Source organism: Bacillus sp. JJ1609 (assembly GCF_036967045.1).
GTDB lineage: Bacteria > Bacillota > Bacilli > Bacillales > Cytobacillaceae > Mesobacillus.
On sequence record NZ_JBALSS010000007.1, the window covers coordinates 101,057 to 123,657 of the forward strand.

Here is a 22,601-nt window from a genome sequence, read left to right on the forward strand (position 1 = left end):
AGCAATCGAGCATTTCCCTTTCTAACTAAAATCTGCAGAACAAAATTTCCCCACAAATGATCTCCACTTTTCACAAAAACTTTGCAAAAAAAAATCCCCTCATCATAAAGATAAGGGGATAAGATTTACATTATTCGAAAACTGAATCAACCGCGCAGCTCGCTTTGAAGCTTACGGAACTGCAAATACATCGCAATCCGCCATGGAACAATCATTCCGAAGGCCAGAATCCAAAACATACCGCTGAGCTCGCCTACATCAATTGTGCTGCTGAGCAAAAGCTTTGCAACCACACGTACAATTAATAGGCCGATTAAAATGAAAATAAATGCTTTCGATCTTTTGAGATAGATATCTCGATCGCGGATTTCAAATTGGGAAGTTTTAATCAGCAGGATTGAAAAAAGCATTCCGACTGACAAAGCTTCAATGATTTGCAAAAAGTGTACCCTGAACATCGGGAAAATGAACATGAGCGCTCCAGTGCTCATGAAGATTGGCGGTAAGATGATTTTCTTTGCGCTGGCTGGTTTTTTGGCAGCTTTCATGCGCACGGCTGTAACAAAAACGGCCATACCGACAGCACCAACTGTTGAAGCCACAACATAATTCATTCACATTTCCATCCTTTATTTGTAGATTTCCACTATTATTATAATGAAAATAAGCCATTTAAGATAGACTTAAATGGCTGTTTATTATCTTAATACCCTTGAAACTGAATCTACTACCTGTGATCCGTCGAACGGTTTGACAATAAAATCCTTTGCTCCAGCTTCTATGGCATCTACGACCATTTTTTGTTGTCCCATAGCCGAACACATAATGATTTTTGCGTCATTAAAATCCTTTTTGATTTCTTTTACCGCATCAAGCCCACTCATTTCAGGCATAGTAATGTCCATTGTCACTAGATCGGGTTTCAACTCGCGATATAGCCTTACTGCTTCACGTCCGTTTTCTGCTTCCCCTACGATTTCGTGATTCGCTTTTTTCAATATATTCGTTAAAGTGATTCTCATAAATTTTGCGTCGTCAACTATCAAAATTCTGGCCATCGCTGTATCCTCCCCGACAATCACAACAAGTATAAATCTATTATATTTCCCTTCTAATACAATATAACTATATTTATAAATTAATTTCAATGTTAATACACTAAGAATATGCTGAATTGGAAAAAATAACTTATGAAAAAAATCTCATTTATGGACATATATCTCTTAAGCAATTCGAAGTCTATAATGTTTTTTAAAAACCTGTAAAGTCGCCAAACATCATAGAAAGTATGGAAATCAGTTTTGTCATCCAGTCAAAAAATAGCATGACACCGACTAAAATCATGATATAGCCGCCAATTTTAACGATCTTGACATTATGCTTGCGTATCCACTGCATTTTTCCTATGAAAAATGAAAGAATGAAGAAAGGGATTGCAAAGCCAAGTGTATAAGCGATCATATAAAGCATTCCTGACCCTGGATTTGAACCAGCCAGAAGGATAACAGACGCCAGAATTGGACCAGTACATGGAGTCCATCCCGCAGCAAATGCCATACCAATCAAGGAAGAACCAAAATAACCTGAAGGACGGTTCTTGAACTCGAACTTCCGATCTTTCATTAGGAATTCCGGTTTAAAAAAGCCAATGACCATCAAACCAAATGCAATGATAAAAATCGCGCCAAGCTGACGGATTAAGTCCTGGTATTGGATGAAAAATTGGCCCAGGAATGATGTTCCAAAGCCGATTGCAATAAAGATCATTGAGAAGCCTAAAAGGAAAAATAGTGTATGCAGCAGGCTGCGTTTCTGCAGCATTGCATTTTCACCTTTCAGTTCCCCGACTGACATCCCGGTAATATATGATAAGAATGCAGGATATAGCGGCAGGCAGCATGGAGAAATAAAGCTCAGGAATCCAGCACTCAAGGCTATAAATATATTTATATCTGTCATGATCACAACTCCAATAATTAGTCGATTTGTTCCTATTCTAACAAAATTTCAATCTCATTATAATATATAAGCTGTGAACAATTTATTAATTCTATAAAAATGATGTTTAACGTTAAAATATCTGGGTAAACTAAGATGGTGTTTAATTTAGCAGGGAATTTTTTTACAAATGTTTCTTTTGAAATTTGGCAGCAAATGCTATATACTAATATAGCACTTGAAATTATTTCTATATTTATAACCTTTTTACATAAATTTAGTTTGATAGACTGCCAAGAGATAAAACAGGAAAGGATTTTCACATTGTCTAAAGAGCAACTGATCACCCTTATTGAGAAGAAACGTGAAGAATTGATTCAAATCGCTTCGAAGAACGGCCTCAGCTCAAACATTGCGATCCATCACAGCCAAGAGCTTGATGAACTACTGAATGAATATAACCGGGCATACATAAAAAAAGTTCCGACCCATTAAAAAACAGCTAAACGCATCCGGCGTTGTAGCTGTTTTATTTTTTTCGATTGTTATCCTACTACATCTTCCAGCCTCTCGACTGAACCATTTTGCAGTAAATACATCTTATGGTAAAGTCCCTGATGCGCAAGCAACTCCTGATGTGTACCCCGTTCGACGATTTCTCCATGATGCAGCACGACAATCTGATCCGCATCCTGTATCGTCGACAAACGATGGGCAATCGCAATCGTGGTCCTGCCTTGGCGCATTTTTGCGAGTGCCGTCTGGATCGCCTCTTCAGTTTCCGTATCTATATTAGCCGTTGCTTCATCTAGGACAAGAATCTTCGGATTCGCGGCAATCGTCCTTGCGAAGGCAATCAGCTGTCGTTGCCCGCTTGAGAAAGTAGAACCTCGCTCCGTTACCTTATGGTCATAGCCATCCTCAAGCTTCTCTATGAACGAATCCGCCTGGACGAATTCTGCTGCTTTCCTGATATCATCTTCATTCAAATCACTGTTATGCAGCTTAATATTCTCCCCCACCGTTCCATAAAACAGGAATGGATCCTGGAGAACAAGCCCCATCTTTTCACGCAATTCATTTACCGGATAATTTTTTATCGAAGAACCATCAATCAGGATTTCCCCGCGCTTGAATTCATAGAAACGCATCAGCAAATTGATGATCGAGCTCTTACCGCTTCCAGTATGGCCGACAAAAGCCAGGGTTTCTCCTGGATTTACCGTAAAGCTAATATTTTTCAGAACATCACGCTTCCCATCATATGAGAAGCTAACGTCCTTGAATTCAATTTGACCTTCATTAATTCCCTTGGATACTGAACCAGTTTGCGCTGGCGCAAGTTCTTGCTCATCAAGGAGTTTAAATACCCTCGATGCTGCTACGATTGCCTGCTGATACATCGACAGCCGCATCATCATATTGTTAACCGGTTCAAAAAAGCGGTCAAGGTAATTGATGAACGCATACAGGACACCAATTTCAATCGGACTGTTAAAGGATGTGATCCCGAAAAAGCTCAGTACGATGATAAGTGCGAATACATATACAAGGTCTACTGCCGGCCTTAAAAGAAGTCCATCTGCCTTGATATTTTTCATGCCCGCTTCAAAGTGCTTATCATTAATATCGCCAAATTCTTTCTTCAGCCTTTCTTCCTGACGGAACATCTGAATGATCGCCATTCCCTGTAGTGATTCGCTCAATTTAGCATTCAGCTGGCTTAAGCGTTCCCTCATATCCTGGTAAAACTTTGAACTAAGCTTTCTGTACATGCTCATAATGAACACAATCAGCGGTAAAATCAGCATCGTGAATAACGCAAGCTTCACGTTAAGAATGAACATCGCCACGAAGATACCAGCTAATAAGAAACCACTTTGGATAAAGGTCGCGATTACACTGACAAACATGTCCTTAATCGCTTCTGTGTCGTTTGTTACTCTTGAAACAAGCGACCCTGCAGGTGTTTTGTCAAAGTATTTCAATCCTAACTGCTGTACCTTTGTAAAAACATCAATCCGCATTTGCTGAATAATCTTAAGGGCAATCTCCTGGAATTTCAGCAGCTGGAAATAAGAAACTAAAACATTCAGTACCTGAATCCCCATGTAAGCTGTCCCAAGCATAATAAGGGGTTTGAAAGGCAGATAGCCTTCCCTTAAGTAATCATCAATAAAAATCTTTACCAGGATTGGACCTAAAACATCTCCCACGGTCGCAAGCAGCAAGAAGCCAAAGGCGACCAAGATCTTTTTTAAATGTGGCTTTGCATATGCAAGAAGCCTGAACAGCACAAATCGCTGCTCTTTTGCGTTTAATACAGGTGTCTTTTCCATCAATGTCACCCTCCCTGCTCGACAAGCTCTTCAAGCTGCTGCCTTACATACATATCCTTATACCAGCCGTCTTGTTCCATCAGCTGATCATGCGAACCACGTTCAGCGATTTCACCTTCATCAAGAACGATGATCAGGTCAGCATGGTGAATTGCACTCAAGCGGTGGGCTGTGATGATCGTTGTCTTATCTTTTCTATTTTCTTTTAATGCAGATAAAATTTGTTCCTCTGTTTTAGCGTCAACAGCCGATAACGAATCATCCAATATGAGGATCTCGGGATTCATCACTAGTGCTCTTGCGATTGAAATCCGCTGCTTTTGCCCTCCGGAAAGCGAAACTCCTCGCTCGCCTACAACCGTTTCATATCCATCGGTAAATTCGAGGATATCATCATGGATATTTGCGATTTTCGCTGCATCAAAGATTACTTCCTTGTTAACTGCAGGGTTTGCAAAGGCAATATTCTCCTGGACTGTTGCCGAAAAAAGAAAATGGTCTTGTGGAACATACCCGATTGCCTCTCTTAATCTTTCCATTTTATAATCCTGAATGTTCCGGCCACCAATGCTTATATTTCCATTCATCAGATCGAATTCACGAATCAGCAATTTAAGCAAAGTTGTTTTACCTGCTCCTGTTTTTCCAACGATTCCGAGTGTTTGCCCTTTGCCAAGTCCAAATACAATATCCTTTAAAATAGGTTCCTGATCATTTGGATAAGTAAATGAACGAATATTGTAGTCGATGCGGCCATGCGGGACAATGTCGAGTGAATCTGGTTTGTCCTGGATATCTATTTTTTCGTCAAGCAGCGCTGATACTCGGTCATAGGATGCGCGGCCCCTTTCGACGATATTGAAGAACCAGCCAAAAGCGAGCATCGGCCAGATCAGCAATCCTAAATAGGAAGTGAACGCCACAAGCTGTCCGATCGTCAATTCACCATTTAAAACAAATCTTGATCCAAACGCAATTGATAAAAAGAAGGAAATCCCAACAATGATTGAAATCGTCGGGTCAAAAAGGGAGTCCACCTTCGCCACCGCGATATTCTTTTTAACCACGTCTTCAGATTGTTTCCGGAAGTCTTCTATGTCTTCCTTTTCCTGACCAAAAGTCTTGATGACCTTGATTCCAGTAATACTTTCCTGCGTTTTATCATTCAAATCCGAGAAGGCTTCCTGTGCCTTATGGAAGCGCTGATGAAGCATAGTTCCGTACCAGCTCGTAAGGATCGCCATAAGCGGCATTGGAATCAGTGCAATCAATGTCAGCTTCCAGCTGATTGTAGCCGCCATCGCGATGATGACAAATCCGCCTGTTGCCAGAGAGTCCACAAAGGTAAGCACCCCTGCACCGGCTGTCTGCTGGATTGCCGAAAGATCGTTTGTCGCGTGGGCCATCAAATCTCCGGTTCTTCTTTTCTGGTAAAACGACTGCGACATGCTCGTAAAGTGAGCATATAGACGGTTCCTTAATAAACGAGACAATTTTACTGCCGATCCGAAAATCATGATTCGCCAATAATAGCGCAATGTGTACATTGCCATCCCTGAAGCAGCAAGCACAAAAATCCATTTGCCAAGTGTGCCTGCAGTCAGTGTCCCATTTGTAATTTCATCGACAACAATGCCAATGATCCTTGGCGGCACAAGCTGCAGCAGAGCGACAAACAATAACAGGAAAACCCCTGTTAAATAGGCTTTCTTCTCCGCCTTGAAATACCACATCAAATCCTTAAATACGCTCATATATATTTCCCCCAAACCCCTCAAATGCTTAAATAGTTTAACAAATTTTTGTAAAATGGGGAAGATTTTTATAATTTTGCAAGCGGGTTATTTTCTATCACTGAACTATGAAAAACCCTCTTTCTATTTGACAAATGATACACATTTAAAGAATTCCCATACAAAAGAAGCTCCCGGATGTAACCGGGAGCTTCTGTCTTTTATGATAATGCCTGCTTTAAATCCTCAATTAAGTCTTCAACATCTTCGATTCCTACAGAAATACGGATTAATCCGTCAGTAATCCCTAGCTCAGCACGCCTTTCTGCCGGAATGGAGGCATGTGTCATTTTAGCCGGGACTGAAATCAAGCTTTCGACTGCACCAAGGCTTTCAGCCAGGGTAAAGTATTTTACTTTGCTTAGAACTTCTGCAGCTTTTTCTGCGCTGCCTACGTCAAAGCTTACCATACCGCCAAATCCACCTGCTTGCTCTTTTGCAATCGCATGCTGTGGATGAGTTTCCAGGCCAGGATAGTAGATTTTCTCCACACCCTCATGCCCTGAGAGGAACTCTACGATTTTCATTGTGCTGGTTTCATGGGCTTCCATACGCAAGCCAAGGGTCTTGATCCCTCTTACTAGCAGCCACGAATCCTGTGGTCCTAATATTCCGCCTGTAGAGTTCTGGACAAAGTGAAGTTCATCAGCTAGCTGTTTATCATTTACGACAACGAGTCCTGCCACAACGTCACTATGTCCTCCAAGGTACTTCGTTCCAGAATGAAGAACGATATCCGCACCCAGAGTAAGCGGAGTCTGCCAGTAAGGTGTGCTGAAGGTATTGTCAACAATCGTTAAAAGGTCATATTCCTTTGCCAGTTGGGCAGATGCTTTAATGTCAGTTACTTTTAAGAGCGGATTGGTAGGCGTCTCGATATATAATGCTTTCGTATTAGGTTTGATCGCTGATTTTACTGCTTCAAGGTCAGTCGTATCTACAAAAGTGGATTCGATACCAATCCGGTTAAGAACCTTGTTCATCACTCGATAAGTTCCGCCATAAACGTCATCTGTCAGGATGATATGATCACCAGAACTGAACAGCATCATCACTGCTGTAATTGCCGCCATCCCGGATCCAAAAGCGAATCCTCTTTTCCCTTCTTCCAAATCCTTAATCAATTCTTCAAGCGCAAAACGGGTCGGATTCCCTGTCCTGGAGTACTCGTAGCCCTTATGCACACCCACTTCGTCTTGTTTATACGTGCTTACTTGATATATAGGAAAAGATACCGCACCAGTCGCTTTGTCTCCTGGTATTCCTCCGTGAATCAATTTTGTTTTTCGTTTCATTTAAATACCCCCTTCATAGATTTTCTTGCTTAAATAACGATCGCTTCCATCAGGGAAGACCGTTACAATTTTTGAGCCTGGCGGGGCATTCTCTGCTTCAATCATGGCAGCGTGAAGAGCAGCTCCGGAAGAACTGCCAGCGAGGATTCCCTCTTTACTCGCCAATTCCTTTACACTTTCAAATGCATCTCGATCTAAAATGGTCTGAATCCCATCAAAAAAAGCAGAATCCATAAAGTCAGGGAGGAATTCCATGCCTATCCCTTCTGTTTTATGAGGGCCCGAAACTCCGCCATTGATAATGGATCCTTCCGGTTCAACGATTACTGTCTTGATCATCGGATTCTTTTCTTTTAAAAATCGAGCGGTACCCATAAAGGTTCCACCAGACCCAGCTCCTGCTATAAAAATATCAATTTCACCATTAAGTTCTTTCCAAATCTCTGGTCCTAAAGTTTTGTAGTATGTTTCCGGATTTGAAGGATTAGAAAATTGTGAAGGAGAATAAGAGTCAGGAATTTTTTCAAGCAATTGGTTTGTTTTACGAATTGCCCCTTCTATTCCTTCAGCAGTGGGAGTATGAACAATTTCCGCCCCTAAAGCTTTCATGATTTCCTGCTTTTCAATACTGAATTTTTCAGGAACCACAAAAACTACCTTAATGTCCCTGTTAATTGCAGCTAAAGCTAGGCCAATCCCAGTATTGCCTGCTGTCGGCTCGATAATGGTCCCACCTGCTTTTAATTTGCCTGATCTGAACGCCTCTTCAACCAATTCCTGTCCCAGGCGGTCCTTAATACTGCCTCCTGGATTCAGGTATTCCAGCTTTGCAAATAAACGGACATTGTTTGGCAGTTGAAATTGAGTTAGCTCAAGCATTGGTGTCTGTCCAATCATTTCATGAATACTGCGGTACACTGTCATTTCCAAAGACTCTCCTTATTCAGCAAACACCTGGCGCCATTCATCCTTCTTCGCCAGCATCTTAGCCGCAATTTCTTTCGCGCCTTCAAGGCTGTGACTCGCTGCCCAGCCGCACTGAATTTCGTTGCATGCCGGAACTTCCTCAGCTTCAAGGACATCCTTCAGTGTTTTTTCTAAGACTACAAGAATATCATCATAGTCATCATGGTTGATGACAGCTAAATAAAACCCTGTCTGGCAGCCCATTGGACTGATATCTACTACAGTGTCATGATGATTGCGGATGTTCTCAGCCATCAGATGTTCAAGGGAATGAAGACCTGGCATTTCCATATGTTCTTTGTTCGGCTGGCAGAAGCGAATATCGTATTTATTGATAACATCACCGTTAGCTCCTTGAGTTGTGCCTGCGAGACGAACATAAGGTGCTGCTACTTTTGTATGATCGAGATTGAAGCTTTCAACATTCATTTTTTTAACCATTCTACTTCAGCTCCTCTAACATTAATAAAATCAATTCTGCAGAATTTTTTGCGGCAGTTTCCAAAAACTGATCAAATGATATATTTGAATCTTTTCCGGCAATATCGGATAGTGACCTGATAATGACAAAAGGTACTTCAAACTGGTAGGCAACCTGAGCGATCGCTGCCGCTTCCATTTCAGCAGCAAATAAATCAGGCAGCTTCGACCTTATGAACTCGACTCGTTCAGGATCATTCATAAAGGAATCACCGGAAGCAATCAACCCTTCAGCAACCTGGATACCATTTATTTTTTCGGCACTTTTTACAGCTATGCTGACAAGCCTTTGATCCGGAGAGTAGTAGGCAGGCATTCTTGGAACCTGACCATATTCATAACCAAAAATAGTGACATCCACGTCATGGTGACGAACTTCTGTCGAAATGACTACATCACCAACATTTAAATCCCTATGGAAACCGCCAGCCGACCCTGTATTGATAATGAAATCTGGCTTGAATTTTTCAATCAATAAAGCTGTACCTAAAGCTGCATTCACTTTCCCTATTCCTGATTTAAGCAATACAACTTCTAGACTATCAATCTTGCCCTGATAAAACTCTGTTCCTGCAAGACTCGTATCCTCTCGATCGATGAGCTTGCTCCGCAATAATTCAACTTCTTCATCCATTGCTCCGATAATTCCAACCCTCATAGGTACACCTCTCCAATCAATGTTAAATACGGTTTTCTTTTACGGCCTCCATCAGCCAGACGTAGGAGTTTAATTTTTCGAATCTGACCTGGAATCCATTTTTCTTGAAAAGCTCATCAAGTACATCAAGCGTTGTATAGTACTCTCTCTGAAGATCCTCCAACAAGTTGTTATAGCCTTGTTTTGTGACAGTTCGATATCGCTCTTGACGATCCTCTTCATTGATGAAAGCTGTATCAGCAAAAACCACCTTGCCTTTTTCAGGCAACAACTTGCTGTATATTGCAAGTGCTGAGTCCTTTTCATCATCTGTTAAATGGTGAAATGCATAAGTGCTGACAATCGAGTCAATCTTTCCAGGCAAGTCAGGAAAGTCTAAAAAATCGCCATCAAACAATTCCAACTGCATAAAACGAGCTTTTGACATCCCCCTCATTACCTTCGAAGGCTCAATTCCATATACTTCTCTTCCAGCAGCAATCAGTTTCTCTGTCAGATTACCGGTTCCCACTCCAAATTCCACAACTGTTCCTTGGGATTTTAAAGCCACCGTTTCTAATATATTATCATAATTTTCAAAGACTTCTTTATATTCTTCATCCTGTCCTGAAACAGTTTGTTCATAATAGTTAGCCCAATCATCAAATAAAGGAATAAACTCTCTGCCCATTGTATTCACTCCGCATTTTTAATTTATATAAATCCTATAAGTATAGTATGAATTAAAACTTTATAGGTCACATAGTAGCATACAAATAATTCGAAATCAATTATTGACTGTTATGTTTTACTTTATAATTTTCAACTATGTTTAGTTAGCTGACTACAATAAAATCAGAAGGAAAACACTTAATTGGTAGTGTATACTAACTATATACAATGATCTCAGGGGGGAAATGATGGATAAAAAAGTTCTTGTAGCCGAAGATGAACTAAGGATTGGCAATTTATTGAAACTATACTTGGAACGTGAATCATATAATGTTGAATTAGTGGCTAACGGGGATCATGCACTAGAAAAAGCATTGAGTGAACCATTCGATTTAATTATTTTAGACATATTAATGCCTGGCAAAGATGGATTCACCATACTCGAAGAAATTAGGAAAACAATAAAAACACCTGTTATCATGCTTTCTGCAAAAGGTGAAGAAAATGATTTAAGACGAGGACAAGACTTAGGTGCGAACGAATATATTTTAAAGCCCTTCAGTCCGCGAGAAGTCATTTCTAAAATAAAGTTGCTATTAAAAGAATAAAAAAGAGGCATTGAAATTCTGCAATGCCTCTTTTCTGCTTTTCCACTTTTTATTTAAGCTTATTACCTTACTCAGACCTTTGTCTTCCCAATTCGAGCTGTTATTTCACCTTTTCGAATTTCATAAATTTCACCGAAATAATCAACCCTGCTTCCCGCGATCACAATTCCACTGCCATCATTACATGTAAAAATGCTGCCTTCCTGATTCAATGAATAGTCAAGTAATTCTTGTAACTTTGTCTTCTGCGATTCCCAATGTGGCATGAACTCTAAATCCACCAGGTTTAAACTATCAAATTCTTTTAATTGAATCTCGTTCTCGTCTATGAATTCTGCTATCTTTATTGATTTTGACATCAAAATCGCTCCGGCACTGACACCAATCATAAGCTTACCTTTTTCAGCCAGCGCTTTTAAAAGAAAATCGAGCTTTCTTTCCTTAAGCTTTTTCAAAAAATAAAAAGTGTTCCCGCCAGATAGGTATATTCCATCACATGTTGTTAATGGAACAACTGTAGATACATCAAACTCCTGATCGATATCAAAATAAAGGAAATCCTCAACCCCCACTGTTGAAAAAAAATCCATTCCCGTTTCAAAGTATTTTCTTTCCTTATCAGTTTGAGACGGAATGTACGCAAGTTTAAAAGGTTTATTACCAATTAACTCTTTGATTCTATTTATTAAAGCATTATTACTCTTACTTAAGTCACTTAGCATAACGAGATTAGCCATAATACTAATTCACCTTCATTCTGAATTCATTTTTCCTTCTGAATATTTCGACAGTACCCAATCTATCCCCTTTTTTGCAGAGCAGAATGGCATTCATTTTTTCCCAATACATTGAAACACTTCTCCACCTGGCTGAGAGTGCTCCTATGTCCTTCAAAGGAGTACTTTTTGCCAGAGACGAATTGTGTTCTAGAGCGCTCTTTACATTTTTTCACACCCCGGCTAAAACCATTTTATGCTCCTATAGGAAAGAGCCTGGGGAATTCCCCAGGCTCTGCATTTGTTTAATCGTCATATATTATCTTAATCATTTATGTCACTTCGTTCTGCCCGACCAAATGACAAACGGAATGAGCACTAATGAAAGAATACCACCTGCAAGCGACAGGAATCCGTAGCTTGAGTGAGCAACTACCACCCCTGAAAGCATTCCTCCTGATGCACCGGATAGCGCAACCATAACATCAATGGTTCCTTGCATCCTTGCACGGTTGGTAGGATTTGTCGCATCCACAAGCAATGCCGTCCCGCTGATTAGCCCAAAGTTCCAGCCTAGCCCAAGCAGAATAAGAGCAATCGTCAGCAGCAGCATTGACTCACCTGGTGCGAAAGCTGCAAGTAAGCCAGAGGCTAACAAAGTTACTCCTGAAGCCACCGCCATCGCGTTTCTGCCAATTTTATCAACGAGAACACCAGTCAATAAAGACGGAAGATACATCGCTCCTATATGGAATCCAATGATCATGCCCACTGCACTCAATCCATGACCATGATGTCCCATATGTACAGGAGTCATTGTCATGATTGCCACCATAACCAATTGGGTTAGTACCATGACAAGAGCGGCTACAGCAATTCTTCGCCTGTCAGTAGAGAATGTTTCTGGCTGTATTCCCATGTTGCTTTCAATCGCTTTTCTTTCTGCCACAGCAATTGTCCTGGCTACTACAAACGGATCAGGACGAAGGAAAAATAATAACACTAAACCTGCAATAATATAGGCAGCAGCAGCCAAAATGAATGGTCCCGATAAAGCAGGCACCCCAATGGATAGTGCAAATTCCCCCATGGTTTCAACAAGGTTTGGTCCTGCTACTGCTCCGAAGGTAGTTGATACCATAGCGATACTTACTGCCGTGGCTCGCTGTTTTGCATTAGCTAGATCAGTTCCTGCATATCTAGCCTGCAAATTTGTCGCACTGCCCGCTCCATAAATCAGCAAGGAAGCAAAGAGCATGTATATATTGCTTGTAACAGCTGAAAGGATGACTCCAATCGCACCTATTCCACCTGCTAAAAATCCAGTTGCCAAGCCCGCTCGCCTGCCAAAACGCTGGGATAGTCGTCCAACAATAAGGGCCGCCCCAGCTGAACCTAATGTGAAGAGCGCAGTCGGCAGTCCTGCAACACTATCCGTTCCGAGCATGTCTTTAGCAAGCAATGCCCCAACGGTGATTCCAGCAGCTAGACCTGCACCGCCAAATATCTGGGACAGGACAACAATAATCAAAGTCCGCTTATATAATGCCCGCTGCTTTTCAGGTGACTCTACATAACTTTGCAGCCATGATGGCTGACCTTCTAATGCCGCAGCATCCTCACTTTTGTTCCCCACGTCCAATCTCCCCATTTCTGCTTCTAACATTTTAATATCTGGTTAATTTAATACATCAAGTTAAAAAAATAATACCACAAACCGTATTTATTGAATACGCACCAGTTTAAACGAAATTTTATTTGCGTAGTTTTCTTCCGTAATAAGACTATTTTTCCGGCCCCCTCTATTTAATCTCTTCCAGCCCATAAGAAAAGCACCCATCCAAAGAATGAGTGCTTGTCCTCTATTATTTACCTGTCTGCTTGTTCATTGCTGACATCATTTGATTGATTTTCTTCTGGGATGGTTTCATTCCCATCTGCATCATCATCATTTTAAGCATTTGTTCATTGATTGGCGGATTTTTCTTCAGGTAGCTCTCCATATATTTACGAGCAATGAAAAATCCTAGTGCTACACCGACAACCAATGCCAGTATACCAACTAGAATATACGTCCACATAAAAACTTCCTCCTTCATGTTGTCTAACATACAGTGTACTAAACCAACAGTTATTATACAATATCTGCTGATTTTTTTTCTATATTTATTATATATATTTTCGTTCTTTAATAGGCTTAAGCCAGCCGTATTTGTTCGAGGCAAGGTCGATCGCCAGAAATGACGTCTCACATTTGCGTAAAATCTCAAAAAATACTGTTTCTGCGTCAACTTGACCATGTGAATCAAGCTCCAGCCACCTGTCATGGACCTTTAAAGTTGCAGCGGTTGAGGAATTTTTATTCTCAAATATATATTTTCCATCCTCAACTTTAAATCCATTTACCTTTGAAAGCTGCTGATGAAGGAGTTGATGGATGCGCAGAACCGGGATCGGTCTTGTTACAAAATCTACCTGCTTTGAAATAATTGATTTTAAATGACCGTTTGCTCGACTGTATTCCAAAAATAATTGATAAAACATCCGTTCTCTCCCGAAATAATGAGAAGCAAATTCATCTTCTATTAAATATAGCTGGTAGGATCTCATATGATCCCCTCCTCTGCAGACAAGCTTTTGTCTTAATTATAGAAAAACAATCCATCTGCGTTTGTCTAAAGATGCCGTAAAAATCCACTAATTATGTCGAATTCAAAAATTTCTTACTATTTATTATAAATTTATAAAAAATGGATGTCACGGAAAAAGAAATAATTCATACGTTTTGCAATTTTATCGGTGAAAAAGGCATACTTCGTTTAAATCGGGGGAATATATCAATGTTATTCAAGAAGAGAAAGGATGAAATAGATGGCCACAGTTTTATACATTACAGCAAATCCTAAACCGGTTGAGGAAGCATTCAGCTTATCTGTTGGAGAGGAATTTATTAACGCCTACCGCGAGAACAATCCGAATGATGAAGTAGTAAGACTCGATCTTTACAAAATCAATGTACCTTACATAGATACAGATGTATTTAGTGGTTGGGGCAAATTGCAGAAAGGAACAGCATTTGATGAATTAAGCCCAGATGAGAAACAAAAAGTGAGCTCAATTAATCAGTTGACAGATCAATTCGTGGCAGCCGATAAATATGTTTTCGTAACTCCAATGTGGAATTTGAGCTTCCCTCCAAAATTGAAGTCCTATATAGACAACATCGCGATTGCTGGCAAGACGTTCAAATATACTGCGGAAGGCCCTGTTGGTTTATTGACAGATAAAAAAGCTCTTCACATCCAGGCGAGAGGCGGCGTTTATTCCGAAGGACCGGCAAAGGCCCTGGAATTTGGAGACAGTTATTTACGTGCAATCCTAGGATTCATGGGCGTTCCTGAAATTGAAACGATCGCAGTTGAAGGTATGGCAGCAACTCCTGATCAAGCAGCAGATATTAAACAAAAAGCAATTGATCGTGCGAAGGAATTCGCAAAACAATTTTAACCCACCAAAAAAGCCTGGAAGCCCAGGCTTTTTATTTTTTATTTATTAACTCCATCCAGCGGGATGTCCTTGCGATGATCAAAACTGAAAACAGTCCCTCCATCTTTTGCCAGCTCCTCAGCATTGACCTGCTGATTCACCTGGCCTATTACCGCACCTTCTAATGGAATATCCTTGCCATATTCAAACATTCATTCCACCTCCTGCTTATTAGTATGGGTATTTATTACTAATATATTTCCATTAACAATACTTTTTTCCTGCAAACTTCCGAATTTTATTTACTAAAAATACTTTATGCAAAATCAAACGAGCAAATACTCAATAAAAATTATGCTTCTGCTATTAATTTTGCGAATAAATAGGCTAATTCTAAAACAAAAAAACGACAGATCTCTGTCGTTTCAAATTTCTTATCGAAAATGTGCAGCCTTTAATTTACCAACTTTTTATGTTTTCGCAGTTATACAAATGAGAAAAAATACCTTACTTAAAATTAATCACTATAAAAATATATGTCCCAGTTCAAGCCCTATATAAGCTAACAAAATTCCGCCACCATAACTAACTCCGTTGTAAATAAAAAAATCTTTTTTCCTTTTTTCTAAGTGGAGTTGTATTCCTTCAAGTTTAAAGGTTGAGAATGTTGTAAATGCCCCCATAAACCCAGTACCGATTAATAATAGGGCAGAGCCCCTCATTCCGATTCCAATAATTAAGCCTAAAAGAAAGGACCCTAGTAAATTGATAAAAAGTGTAGCGATTGGAATTTTAAAAGAAAACTTCTTATTTATGTATTGACTGAGAGAAAAACGAGTGATTGCCCCAAAAAATCCCCCTAACCCCACTAAAAAAACATTAAGCATGCTCATTGGTTCGCTTCTCCTTTACTGCACGATATCCTAGCCGGCTCATAATGAGGCCTCCTGCAATACTAATGAAAACATAAACAACAGCTAAAAATAAATCATTATTGTGAATTAAAGTGACCGTTTCTACACTTAACGTAGAAAAAGTAGTAAAAGAGCCAACAAAACCCGTTCCGATGGCAGCCTGCAAGTGGTCAGGAATGGAAAATCTTTTTACAAAATAGGTGGTGAACCAGGATAATAAAAAACTGCCTATTAGATTGACGGTAAGTGTAGCAAATGGAAACATTTCACTTTCATCAAATAAGAAAAGACCAATACTATATCTTAAAATTGCTCCAAAGAAACCTGCTATCCCAATCCATAAGTATGCCATGATCAATGCCTCCGAATTTGAACTGAAAAATAATAGACTCCTGCCAGCTAAAATTACTGACAGGAGTCATTAGCCGTATGGCGGTTAGAGGTGAGCTCCATCACCTATTCATATTTAATCATAATAAAGCTGAATTTAAAATAAAGAGTTCCTTATCAGAAAAAGGAGCAAAATTTAGTGAAGCACACTGCTTTTATACTTTTAATTTAAAATGACCGTTTTGCAGACAGCAGGGATTGATTGCTAACTGTAATCGATTCAATATGCTTTGCTACCTTTGTGCTATAGGTAAAATCACCATAGCAGTATGGATAGCGAAAGTTATTTTTATCCCCACCGCAATCATAGGTTTGCGGATTTTTCTCCACCTGTATCATTGAAAATTTCTTCGCTAACTCCTCGGTGTGCCTCCCGCCATTCTTTGCAATAAAATCAATGTATCCAATGCCCATGTTATAAGACTGAATTACCGTCGGAAAATCCACTTGCTTTTGATTCCCGTAATTTATAGCTCTTTTAAAGTATTTGACCCCCTGCTGAATACTCTGTTTAGGATCCTTAATAGAATTGGGTGAAAGTCCTGCGGATTCAGAGGCTTGCATCGGATCACCGCCTTTTCCCTTACTCTCCTGCATCATTAAGGCAGCAACCGTGACAGTATGCTCATCAAGACCTACCTTTTTTAATTCTTCATGAATATATGGAGTATATTTCGCCACTTCACCGATCGAACTATTTGCCCCGCTGTTTATTTTCACTAAATTCTGGTTGAACAAATCTAGGAATCTATCAAGCAGGAAAAATCCAACAAAAACAGAAAACAGCAGAATGACAATATTGAAGTTTCTTTGGACTTGTTTCTTCTTTTTGGGTTTCTTATTGTTGTATTTCATGATTCTCTCCCAATTTCAAAACTCTCTTTTTCTCTATTTTATAAAATAATGCCTGAAAATTACAAGGGACCTGCCGACATTCCAGCAGCTCCCTTGCAGATTATTCTTCATAAATCATTTTCCTTGTCATGCCGCCATCAATAATCAAATTCTGGCCATTAATAAAATCGTTAGCTTGGTCAGCAAGATAAAGGCAGGCTTTTGCGATATCCTCAGGCTTGCCTACCCGATTTGACCAGTGCTGAAGATGATCCTTTTCTCGAAGTTCTTGATAATCTTCTGTCTGGATCCAGCCCGGACTAATGCAGTTAACAGTGATTCCTTTTTCTTGAAGGGATGCTGCCAGTGCATGGGTCAATGCGACAATCCCGCCTTTAGATGAAGCATATGCTTCTGAATTCGGTTCCGACATAGTCGCTCTAGTCGATGCCATATTGATGATCCTTCCTCCTTGAGTCATCCTTTTAGCTGCTTCACGTGACCCTATGAACACACTCCGGAGATTGGTAAAAACGACATCCTCCCATTCCTCAGTCGATAATTCAAATAAAGGCTTGAACCTTGAAACTCCTGCATTGTTGATTAAGAGATCAATGGTTCCAAAATCATTGATCACCTTGTCTAATAGATTAATTATATCATCTTCTACCCTGACATCTGTTTGGTAGAATGTTGCTTTCCCTCCTGCCTCTTCGATCAGTCGAACAACTTCTTTTCCTTTTTCCTCTTCACGGTCAGCAATGCAAACATTCGCTCCTTCTTTTCCAAAAGCTTTTGCAATTCCTTTGCCGATTCCATTGGAACCACCGGTAATGATGACTGTTTTTCCTGTGAAATTTTTCAACAATTCATTTCAATCCCTTCATAATCTTCTATTTCTTACTATACCTTTTTTCAAATACACTCAACCTTAATCAATATAAACATTTGAGGTATTATGGCACGCAGCAATTTTTTCCTTTACAATATTTATAGATAATGTAAAAAAGTGTGGTGTAGGTTATGTTTAAAATTATGCTAATCGAAGATGACACGTCTTTATTTAATGAAGTTAAGGACAGGCTGACGCAATGGTCCTATGATGTATATGGCATTACTGATTTCAGCAAGGTAATTGAAGAGTTTGCAACAGTTGAACCTGATCTGGTTATTATTGATATCCAGCTGCCTAAATTTGATGGCTTCCATTGGTGCCGGATGATTCGTTCCCATTCAAATGTACCGATTATCTTCCTGTCATCGCGCGATCATCCGACAGACATGGTCATGTCCATGCAGCTAGGCGCAGATGATTTTGTACAAAAGCCCTTTCATTTCGATGTTCTAATCGCCAAAATCCAAGCCATTCTCCGCCGGGTCTATAATTACAGTTCAACTAAAAACAAGCTTAAAACATGGTGCGGAGCAACTATTGATTATGATAAAAACACAGTTTCAAATGAGACAGGCACTATCGATTTGACCAAAAATGAGATTTATATATTAAAATTGCTGATTGAAAAGAAAAACCAAATTGTCACACGCGATGAGGTGATCAACAGCCTTTGGGACGATAAAAGATTTATCAGTGATAATACTCTTACAGTTAATGTGAACCGACTTCGAAAAAAATTAGAAGAGATAGAGTTGGGCAATAAGATCATCACCAAAGTCGGACAAGGTTATTTGGCCGTTGAAGAGGACATCTCAAATGTTTAACACATATTTGAAGGAAAGACGAAGCTGGATCTTTTTGTTTATATTGCTTCAAGGTCTCGTTGTCTTTATCACCTACATAGATTCAGCCTTATCCGTCCGCCCTATTCTCTATTACGCGTTTTTATCATCCATTATTTTTGCGATCTTTTTCGTTATTCGCTTTTTAAAAGAAACGAAATTCTACCAGGAACTAAAGGAACGAGATGATGTCTTAGACCTTACAAGTGTTCCTAAAGCTGTTTCACCTTTTGAAGAAATCGTTGCTGAAATCATCAATCTTCATACACAAAGACTAAAAAAATCGGCTGATGCTAGTGAAATAATGATTGAGCAGGAAAAGGATGATCTGTTGTCCTGGATCCATGAAGTAAAAACACCTCTTACAGCACTTAGCTTGATGATTGACCGGATGGAAAATCTATCATTGAAAAAAGATATGACATATGAATGGCTAAGAATTCATCTCTTACTCGATCAGCAGCTGCATCAAAAACGGATTCCTTTTATGGAAAATGACTTATATATTGAACAAACTGATCTAGAAGGATTAATTTTCTCCGAGATCAAAACGCTGCAATCATGGTGCATTCAAAAAGGCGTCGGCTTTGAAGTGGATCTAGAGATCGAAGATGTACTAACTGACGCAAAATGGCTCGCCTTTATATTAAGACAGCTGCTGACAAATGCAGTCAAATATAGTGAGGGTTCAGATATTATCGTTAGAAGCCTTCAAGAAAACGATCAAACAATCCTGCAAATAGAAGATGCGGGAAGAGGAATTGATTCAAGAGATCTTCATCGCATTTTTGATAAAGGCTTCACTTCAACTGCCTACCATCAAGATAACGCTGCTACCGGCATGGGACTATATCTTGCCAAAAAAGCTGCTAAACCATTAATGATACAAATTAGTGTAGAGTCTGTTCTTGGCAATGGTACTACTTTTACTCTTACCTTCCCAAAATCGAATGAATTTGTCAGGATAACAGGCATGTGACAAAAATGTCACATGCCTTTGCTGATTGTTCGGTGAATCGAAGGAATCCATCGTGTATTGATTCTATAATGAAGCTATCAAAGAAAGGATGTGCTGATATGATCGTCTTGGAAGCAAATAAACTCCATAAAACATATGGCAATAAATTTAATAAGCAAGAGGTACTGAAAGGCCTTGATATTAAAATCCACAAAGGAGAGTTTGTCAGCATAATGGGTGCTTCTGGTTCAGGCAAAACGACTTTGCTGAATGTCCTCTCCTCCATTGATACAGTAAGCAATGGTTCCATTAAGATTGAAGGACAAGAAATTACTGAACTTAAGGAAAAGCAGCTCGCAGAATTTCGCAAGCACCATCTGGGGTTTATTTTTCAGGAATATAATCTGCTTGACACATTAACAGTAAAGGAAAATATCCTATTACCATTGTCCGTCAGCAAAACGCCGAAAAAAGAAGCAGAACAAAAATTTGAACTGGTAGCAAGTGAACTCGGTATTTCTGATATTAAAAATAAATATCCAAATGAAATTTCCGGCGGTCAAAAACAGCGTACCTCGGCCGCACGAGCTTTCATTCACGAACCAAGCATCATTTTCGCTGATGAACCGACAGGCGCCCTTGATTCCAAGTCGGCTTCTGACCTGTTGAATAAGCTCAGTGAATTAAATCTAAAACTAATGGCTACTATTGTCATGGTCACCCACGATCCAGTAGCAGCTAGTTACTGCAGCCGTGTCATCTTTATCAAGGACGGACAAATATACACTGAATTAATTAAGGGTGACCAATCAAGGCAGGCGTTCTTCAAAGATATTATGAAAACCCAAGGTGTGCTGGGCGGTGTCCAAAATGAACTTTAACCAGCTCATGCTTCGAAATCTCAAAAAGAACTTAAAAAATTATTATCTATATGTATTTGCGCTTATTTTCAGCGTCGCTCTTTATTTTGCCTTTGTCACACTCCAATATGACCCGGCATTGGATCAAACGAAGGATGGGATAAAAGGAGCAGCCTCCATCAAGGCAGCTTCCGTTTTACTCGTTGCCATCGTCTCTATTTTTCTTATGTATGCTAACAATATTTTTATCAAAAGAAGAAGTAAAGAAATCGGCTTATTTCAACTAGTAGGGATGACAAAGAACAAGATTTTCCGCATCCTCAGTGCTGAAAATTTCATCCTTTATTATGGTTCGTTAATCATTGGAGTTTTCCTTGGTTTTTCTGCCTCTAAGCTTATGATTATGATTCTGTTTAAGATAACCCAGATTAACGGGATCGCAACTCTTCACTTCTCTGGCACAGCATTTATTCAAACGCTGATTGTATTCTCAGTTATCTATGTAATTATTATGCTGCTGAATTATCTTTTCATTAAACGGCAAAGCATTTTATCTTTGTTCAGAGTCATTTCATCTTCAGAAGGAAAAATAAAGAAGTTATCTGTCTGGGAGATGTTGATTGGCATCCTTGGTGTTGTTTTAATTAGTTCAGGATATTATGTTTCCTCCTTGTTATTTGAAGGAGATTTTACAACGATGAATGAATTGTTCCTGGCTATGGTATTCATATTGGCTTCAGTTATTATCGGGACCTACCTTTTTTATAAAGGATCAGTCAGTTTCATTGCCAATCTGATTAGAAAAAAGAAGGACGGTTATTTAAATATAAATGAAGTACTGTCGCTGTCCTCAATCATGTTCCGAATGAAATCAAACGCTGTTCTACTAACGATTATCACTACCGTATCTGCCCTTGCGATTGGCTTATTATCATTAAGTTATATTTCCTATTATTCAGCAGAAAAAATGGCTATCAATAATGTTCCAGCGAATTTTGCTTTTATCAATACAAAATCTGCTGAAAAATTCAAAACTGCTTTAGAGGGTAATGATATTTCTTTTAGAGAAAATAGAATTGAAGTATTACAAGCATTAATGAACGCCGGAGAAATCATTGGTTTAAAAATGGAGGACTATACACAGGACCCTGAATCAATGAGTGTTTCTGTTATTAGCGAAAAATCTGTTAATCTAGAAGTAGCGAAAGGTGATGCTTATTTAACTGGCTATAGTGATATCATGGTGAAATTTATTTCGATGAAGGACTCGGGTCCAATTGAGGTAAAAGGGAAAACAACTGCCATTCCATTAAATTATCTTGGTATGAAAAAAGAATTTCCTGTTTCAAGATATTTTGGCAGTTCTCCAGTAGCTGTCGTTGATCAAAAAGTATTTGATACACTAAAGGAAGATTTGAATCCCTCCTTACAATATGAATCATCCCTTTATATCGGCATAGATATTAAAAATGAGAAGAATCTTGAAAAGGCAAATGTATTGTTTCATGAAATGAAGTTAGGTGAAATTGACGGAAATGAATCCAGACTTGATTTAACAAACCAGCAAAAAAGCCAAATGGGGCTGATCATGTTCATCGTCGGCTTCCTTGGGTTGACATTTTTGGTCACCTCGGGCTGCATTCTATATTTTAAACAAATGGATCAAAGCGAGGATGAAAAACCAAACTACACGATTCTGCGTAAACTTGGTTTCACCAAGGGAGATTTGCTTAGAGGTATCCAGGCAAAACAAAGTTTTAACTTTGGCATTCCTTTAATAATTGGCTTGATGCACAGCTACTTTGCTGTGAAATCTGGGTGGTTCTTTTTCGGAACAGAATTATGGTGGCCAATGCTGATTGTCATGGTCCTTTACACAGCACTTTATTCGATTTTTGGTGTACTATCCGTGATTTATTCTAAAAAGGTCATTAATGATTCACTCTAAAATATTTCTTTTAAGCCAGTCTGCGGGTGC

Annotated in this window: 26 protein-coding genes and 1 riboswitch; of the genes, 7 read left to right on the forward strand and 19 right to left on the reverse strand. The window is 39.4% G+C overall.

Annotated elements, in window-relative coordinates:
- Window positions 1-146: 146 nt before the first annotated feature.
- The 3 genes from V7654_RS08275 to V7654_RS08285 all read right to left on the reverse strand — a co-directional run bounded on the left by V7654_RS08275 (window position 147) and on the right by V7654_RS08285 (window position 1,959).
- A complete protein-coding gene (locus tag V7654_RS08275) occupies window positions 147-614 on the reverse strand; it encodes a CcdC family protein (RefSeq protein ID WP_335429851.1) in 468 nt (155 codons plus the stop codon).
- Window positions 615-698: 84 nt separating this feature from the next.
- Window positions 699-1,058 carry a response regulator gene (locus V7654_RS08280; protein ID WP_335429853.1) on the reverse strand — a complete coding sequence of 120 codons (360 nt, stop codon included), beginning with the start codon at window positions 1,056-1,058 and terminating at the stop codon, window positions 699-701.
- A 193-nt stretch (window positions 1,059-1,251) separates the two neighbouring features.
- Window positions 1,252-1,959: a cytochrome c biogenesis CcdA family protein gene (locus V7654_RS08285; protein ID WP_335429854.1), complete on the reverse strand. Its 708-nt coding sequence runs from the start codon at window positions 1,957-1,959 to the stop codon at window positions 1,252-1,254.
- A 303-nt stretch (window positions 1,960-2,262) separates the two neighbouring features.
- On the opposite strand from V7654_RS08285, the gene V7654_RS08290 reads away from it, so the two are divergent.
- The gene (locus V7654_RS08290; protein WP_335429856.1) at window positions 2,263-2,433 is read left to right on the forward strand and encodes an aspartyl-phosphate phosphatase Spo0E family protein; all 171 of its coding nucleotides are present in this window, start codon (window positions 2,263-2,265) and stop codon (window positions 2,431-2,433) included.
- Between the two features lie 50 nt (window positions 2,434-2,483).
- On the opposite strand, the gene V7654_RS08295 is transcribed toward V7654_RS08290, so the two are convergent.
- From V7654_RS08295 to V7654_RS08325, 7 genes are all read right to left on the reverse strand, one after another.
- On the reverse strand, window positions 2,484-4,277 hold the full coding sequence (locus V7654_RS08295; protein ID WP_335429857.1) for an ABC transporter ATP-binding protein: 1,794 nt from the start codon (window positions 4,275-4,277) through the stop codon (window positions 2,484-2,486).
- A gap of 5 nt (window positions 4,278-4,282) precedes the next feature.
- Window positions 4,283-6,031 (reverse strand): ABC transporter transmembrane domain-containing protein, encoded by a 1,749-nt coding sequence (locus V7654_RS08300; RefSeq protein WP_335429859.1) that lies wholly within the window; start codon window positions 6,029-6,031, stop codon window positions 4,283-4,285.
- A gap of 200 nt (window positions 6,032-6,231) precedes the next feature.
- Entirely contained in the window at window positions 6,232-7,365 is a 1,134-nt protein-coding gene (locus tag V7654_RS08305; RefSeq protein WP_335429861.1) for a bifunctional cystathionine gamma-lyase/homocysteine desulfhydrase, read from the reverse strand.
- Entirely contained in the window at window positions 7,366-8,289 is a 924-nt protein-coding gene (locus V7654_RS08310) for a PLP-dependent cysteine synthase family protein (protein ID WP_335429863.1), read from the reverse strand.
- 15 nt (window positions 8,290-8,304) lie between these two features.
- On the reverse strand, window positions 8,305-8,772 hold the full coding sequence (locus V7654_RS08315) for an S-ribosylhomocysteine lyase (protein WP_335429864.1): 468 nt from the start codon (window positions 8,770-8,772) through the stop codon (window positions 8,305-8,307).
- A 1-nt stretch (window position 8,773) separates the two neighbouring features.
- A complete protein-coding gene (gene mtnN, locus V7654_RS08320; RefSeq protein ID WP_335429866.1) occupies window positions 8,774-9,469 on the reverse strand; it encodes a 5'-methylthioadenosine/S-adenosylhomocysteine nucleosidase in 696 nt (231 codons plus the stop codon).
- 22 nt (window positions 9,470-9,491) lie between these two features.
- The gene (locus tag V7654_RS08325; protein ID WP_335429868.1) at window positions 9,492-10,139 is read right to left on the reverse strand and encodes a class I SAM-dependent DNA methyltransferase; all 648 of its coding nucleotides are present in this window, start codon (window positions 10,137-10,139) and stop codon (window positions 9,492-9,494) included.
- Window positions 10,140-10,368: 229 nt separating this feature from the next.
- On the opposite strand from V7654_RS08325, the gene V7654_RS08330 reads away from it, so the two are divergent.
- On the forward strand, window positions 10,369-10,728 hold the full coding sequence (locus V7654_RS08330) for a response regulator transcription factor (protein ID WP_335429869.1): 360 nt from the start codon (window positions 10,369-10,371) through the stop codon (window positions 10,726-10,728).
- Between the two features lie 71 nt (window positions 10,729-10,799).
- On the opposite strand, the gene V7654_RS08335 is transcribed toward V7654_RS08330, so the two are convergent.
- From V7654_RS08335 to sirA, 4 genes are all read right to left on the reverse strand, one after another.
- A complete protein-coding gene (locus V7654_RS08335) occupies window positions 10,800-11,465 on the reverse strand; it encodes a Type 1 glutamine amidotransferase-like domain-containing protein (RefSeq protein WP_335429871.1) in 666 nt (221 codons plus the stop codon).
- A 316-nt stretch (window positions 11,466-11,781) separates the two neighbouring features.
- Window positions 11,782-13,095, reverse strand: a complete 1,314-nt coding sequence (locus V7654_RS08340; protein WP_335429974.1) for an MFS transporter — start codon at window positions 13,093-13,095, stop codon at window positions 11,782-11,784.
- A 214-nt stretch (window positions 13,096-13,309) separates the two neighbouring features.
- The gene (locus tag V7654_RS08345) at window positions 13,310-13,525 is read right to left on the reverse strand and encodes a YneF family protein (protein ID WP_207498145.1); all 216 of its coding nucleotides are present in this window, start codon (window positions 13,523-13,525) and stop codon (window positions 13,310-13,312) included.
- Between the two features lie 88 nt (window positions 13,526-13,613).
- Complete coding sequence (gene sirA, locus V7654_RS08350; protein WP_335429872.1) at window positions 13,614-14,054, reverse strand: sporulation inhibitor of replication protein SirA; 441 nt, start codon at window positions 14,052-14,054, stop codon at window positions 13,614-13,616.
- A 261-nt stretch (window positions 14,055-14,315) separates the two neighbouring features.
- Here sirA and V7654_RS08355 point away from each other — a divergent pair, with 261 nt between their 5' ends.
- Window positions 14,316-14,951 carry an FMN-dependent NADH-azoreductase gene (locus tag V7654_RS08355; protein ID WP_335429873.1) on the forward strand — a complete coding sequence of 212 codons (636 nt, stop codon included), beginning with the start codon at window positions 14,316-14,318 and terminating at the stop codon, window positions 14,949-14,951.
- Window positions 14,952-14,989: 38 nt separating this feature from the next.
- Here V7654_RS08355 and V7654_RS08360 read toward each other — a convergent pair whose 3' ends face one another.
- The 5 genes from V7654_RS08360 to V7654_RS08380 form a co-directional block, all read right to left on the reverse strand.
- The gene (locus tag V7654_RS08360; RefSeq protein ID WP_335429874.1) at window positions 14,990-15,142 is read right to left on the reverse strand and encodes a hypothetical protein; all 153 of its coding nucleotides are present in this window, start codon (window positions 15,140-15,142) and stop codon (window positions 14,990-14,992) included.
- 312 nt (window positions 15,143-15,454) lie between these two features.
- Window positions 15,455-15,823 carry a fluoride efflux transporter CrcB gene (gene crcB / locus V7654_RS08365; protein WP_335429875.1) on the reverse strand — a complete coding sequence of 123 codons (369 nt, stop codon included), beginning with the start codon at window positions 15,821-15,823 and terminating at the stop codon, window positions 15,455-15,457.
- Window positions 15,810-16,196 carry a fluoride efflux transporter CrcB gene (crcB, locus tag V7654_RS08370; protein ID WP_335429877.1) on the reverse strand — a complete coding sequence of 129 codons (387 nt, stop codon included), beginning with the start codon at window positions 16,194-16,196 and terminating at the stop codon, window positions 15,810-15,812. Before crcB (V7654_RS08370) ends, crcB (V7654_RS08365) begins: the two co-directional genes overlap by 14 nt.
- A 53-nt stretch (window positions 16,197-16,249) precedes the next feature.
- Window positions 16,250-16,310: riboswitch (Fluoride riboswitch) on the reverse strand.
- Window positions 16,311-16,402: 92 nt separating this feature from the next.
- Entirely contained in the window at window positions 16,403-17,089 is a 687-nt protein-coding gene (locus V7654_RS08375; RefSeq protein WP_335429879.1) for a lysozyme family protein, read from the reverse strand.
- Between the two features lie 100 nt (window positions 17,090-17,189).
- Window positions 17,190-17,933, reverse strand: a complete 744-nt coding sequence (locus V7654_RS08380; RefSeq protein WP_335429880.1) for an SDR family NAD(P)-dependent oxidoreductase — start codon at window positions 17,931-17,933, stop codon at window positions 17,190-17,192.
- A gap of 158 nt (window positions 17,934-18,091) precedes the next feature.
- On the opposite strand from V7654_RS08380, the gene V7654_RS08385 reads away from it, so the two are divergent.
- The 4 genes from V7654_RS08385 to V7654_RS08400 all read left to right on the forward strand — a co-directional run bounded on the left by V7654_RS08385 (window position 18,092) and on the right by V7654_RS08400 (window position 22,571).
- Window positions 18,092-18,787: a response regulator transcription factor gene (locus V7654_RS08385; protein ID WP_335429881.1), complete on the forward strand. Its 696-nt coding sequence runs from the start codon at window positions 18,092-18,094 to the stop codon at window positions 18,785-18,787.
- Window positions 18,780-19,784, forward strand: coding sequence for a sensor histidine kinase (locus V7654_RS08390; RefSeq protein WP_335429882.1), 1,005 nt, complete (start codon window positions 18,780-18,782; stop codon window positions 19,782-19,784). Before V7654_RS08385 ends, V7654_RS08390 begins: the two co-directional genes overlap by 8 nt.
- 98 nt (window positions 19,785-19,882) lie before the next feature.
- Entirely contained in the window at window positions 19,883-20,644 is a 762-nt protein-coding gene (locus tag V7654_RS08395; RefSeq protein ID WP_335429883.1) for an ABC transporter ATP-binding protein, read from the forward strand.
- Window positions 20,634-22,571 carry an ABC transporter permease gene (locus tag V7654_RS08400; protein WP_335429885.1) on the forward strand — a complete coding sequence of 646 codons (1,938 nt, stop codon included), beginning with the start codon at window positions 20,634-20,636 and terminating at the stop codon, window positions 22,569-22,571. The genes V7654_RS08395 and V7654_RS08400 overlap by 11 nt, the downstream gene beginning before the upstream one ends.
- Window positions 22,572-22,601: the final 30 nt, after the last annotated feature.

What these genes read in the sequence shown, in the direction of transcription:
- V7654_RS08275 (WP_335429851.1), bottom strand. Translation starts at nt 614, where the DNA reads ATGAATTATGTTGTGGCTTCAACAGTTGGTGCTGTCGGTATGGCCGTT.
- V7654_RS08280 (WP_335429853.1), bottom strand. Translation starts at nt 1,058, where the DNA reads ATGGCCAGAATTTTGATAGTTGACGACGCAAAATTTATGAGAATCACT.
- V7654_RS08285 (WP_335429854.1), bottom strand. Translation starts at nt 1,959, where the DNA reads ATGACAGATATAAATATATTTATAGCCTTGAGTGCTGGATTCCTGAGC.
- V7654_RS08295 (WP_335429857.1), bottom strand. Translation starts at nt 4,277, where the DNA reads ATGGAAAAGACACCTGTATTAAACGCAAAAGAGCAGCGATTTGTGCTG.
- V7654_RS08300 (WP_335429859.1), bottom strand. Translation starts at nt 6,031, where the DNA reads ATGAGCGTATTTAAGGATTTGATGTGGTATTTCAAGGCGGAGAAGAAA.
- V7654_RS08305 (WP_335429861.1), bottom strand. Translation starts at nt 7,365, where the DNA reads ATGAAACGAAAAACAAAATTGATTCACGGAGGAATACCAGGAGACAAA.
- V7654_RS08310 (WP_335429863.1), bottom strand. Translation starts at nt 8,289, where the DNA reads ATGACAGTGTACCGCAGTATTCATGAAATGATTGGACAGACACCAATG.
- V7654_RS08315 (WP_335429864.1), bottom strand. Translation starts at nt 8,772, where the DNA reads ATGGTTAAAAAAATGAATGTTGAAAGCTTCAATCTCGATCATACAAAA.
- mtnN (WP_335429866.1), bottom strand. Translation starts at nt 9,469, where the DNA reads ATGAGGGTTGGAATTATCGGAGCAATGGATGAAGAAGTTGAATTATTG.
- V7654_RS08325 (WP_335429868.1), bottom strand. Translation starts at nt 10,139, where the DNA reads ATGGGCAGAGAGTTTATTCCTTTATTTGATGATTGGGCTAACTATTAT.
- V7654_RS08330 (WP_335429869.1), top strand. Translation starts at nt 10,369, where the DNA reads ATGGATAAAAAAGTTCTTGTAGCCGAAGATGAACTAAGGATTGGCAAT.
- V7654_RS08335 (WP_335429871.1), bottom strand. Translation starts at nt 11,465, where the DNA reads ATGGCTAATCTCGTTATGCTAAGTGACTTAAGTAAGAGTAATAATGCT.
- V7654_RS08340 (WP_335429974.1), bottom strand. Translation starts at nt 13,095, where the DNA reads ATGGGGAGATTGGACGTGGGGAACAAAAGTGAGGATGCTGCGGCATTA.
- V7654_RS08345 (WP_207498145.1), bottom strand. Translation starts at nt 13,525, where the DNA reads ATGTGGACGTATATTCTAGTTGGTATACTGGCATTGGTTGTCGGTGTA.
- sirA (WP_335429872.1), bottom strand. Translation starts at nt 14,054, where the DNA reads ATGAGATCCTACCAGCTATATTTAATAGAAGATGAATTTGCTTCTCAT.
- V7654_RS08355 (WP_335429873.1), top strand. Translation starts at nt 14,316, where the DNA reads ATGGCCACAGTTTTATACATTACAGCAAATCCTAAACCGGTTGAGGAA.
- V7654_RS08360 (WP_335429874.1), bottom strand. Translation starts at nt 15,142, where the DNA reads ATGTTTGAATATGGCAAGGATATTCCATTAGAAGGTGCGGTAATAGGC.
- crcB (WP_335429875.1), bottom strand. Translation starts at nt 15,823, where the DNA reads ATGAGCATGCTTAATGTTTTTTTAGTGGGGTTAGGGGGATTTTTTGGG.
- crcB (WP_335429877.1), bottom strand. Translation starts at nt 16,196, where the DNA reads ATGGCATACTTATGGATTGGGATAGCAGGTTTCTTTGGAGCAATTTTA.
- V7654_RS08375 (WP_335429879.1), bottom strand. Translation starts at nt 17,089, where the DNA reads ATGAAATACAACAATAAGAAACCCAAAAAGAAGAAACAAGTCCAAAGA.
- V7654_RS08385 (WP_335429881.1), top strand. Translation starts at nt 18,092, where the DNA reads ATGTTTAAAATTATGCTAATCGAAGATGACACGTCTTTATTTAATGAA.
- V7654_RS08390 (WP_335429882.1), top strand. Translation starts at nt 18,780, where the DNA reads ATGTTTAACACATATTTGAAGGAAAGACGAAGCTGGATCTTTTTGTTT.
- V7654_RS08395 (WP_335429883.1), top strand. Translation starts at nt 19,883, where the DNA reads ATGATCGTCTTGGAAGCAAATAAACTCCATAAAACATATGGCAATAAA.
- V7654_RS08400 (WP_335429885.1), top strand. Translation starts at nt 20,634, where the DNA reads ATGAACTTTAACCAGCTCATGCTTCGAAATCTCAAAAAGAACTTAAAA.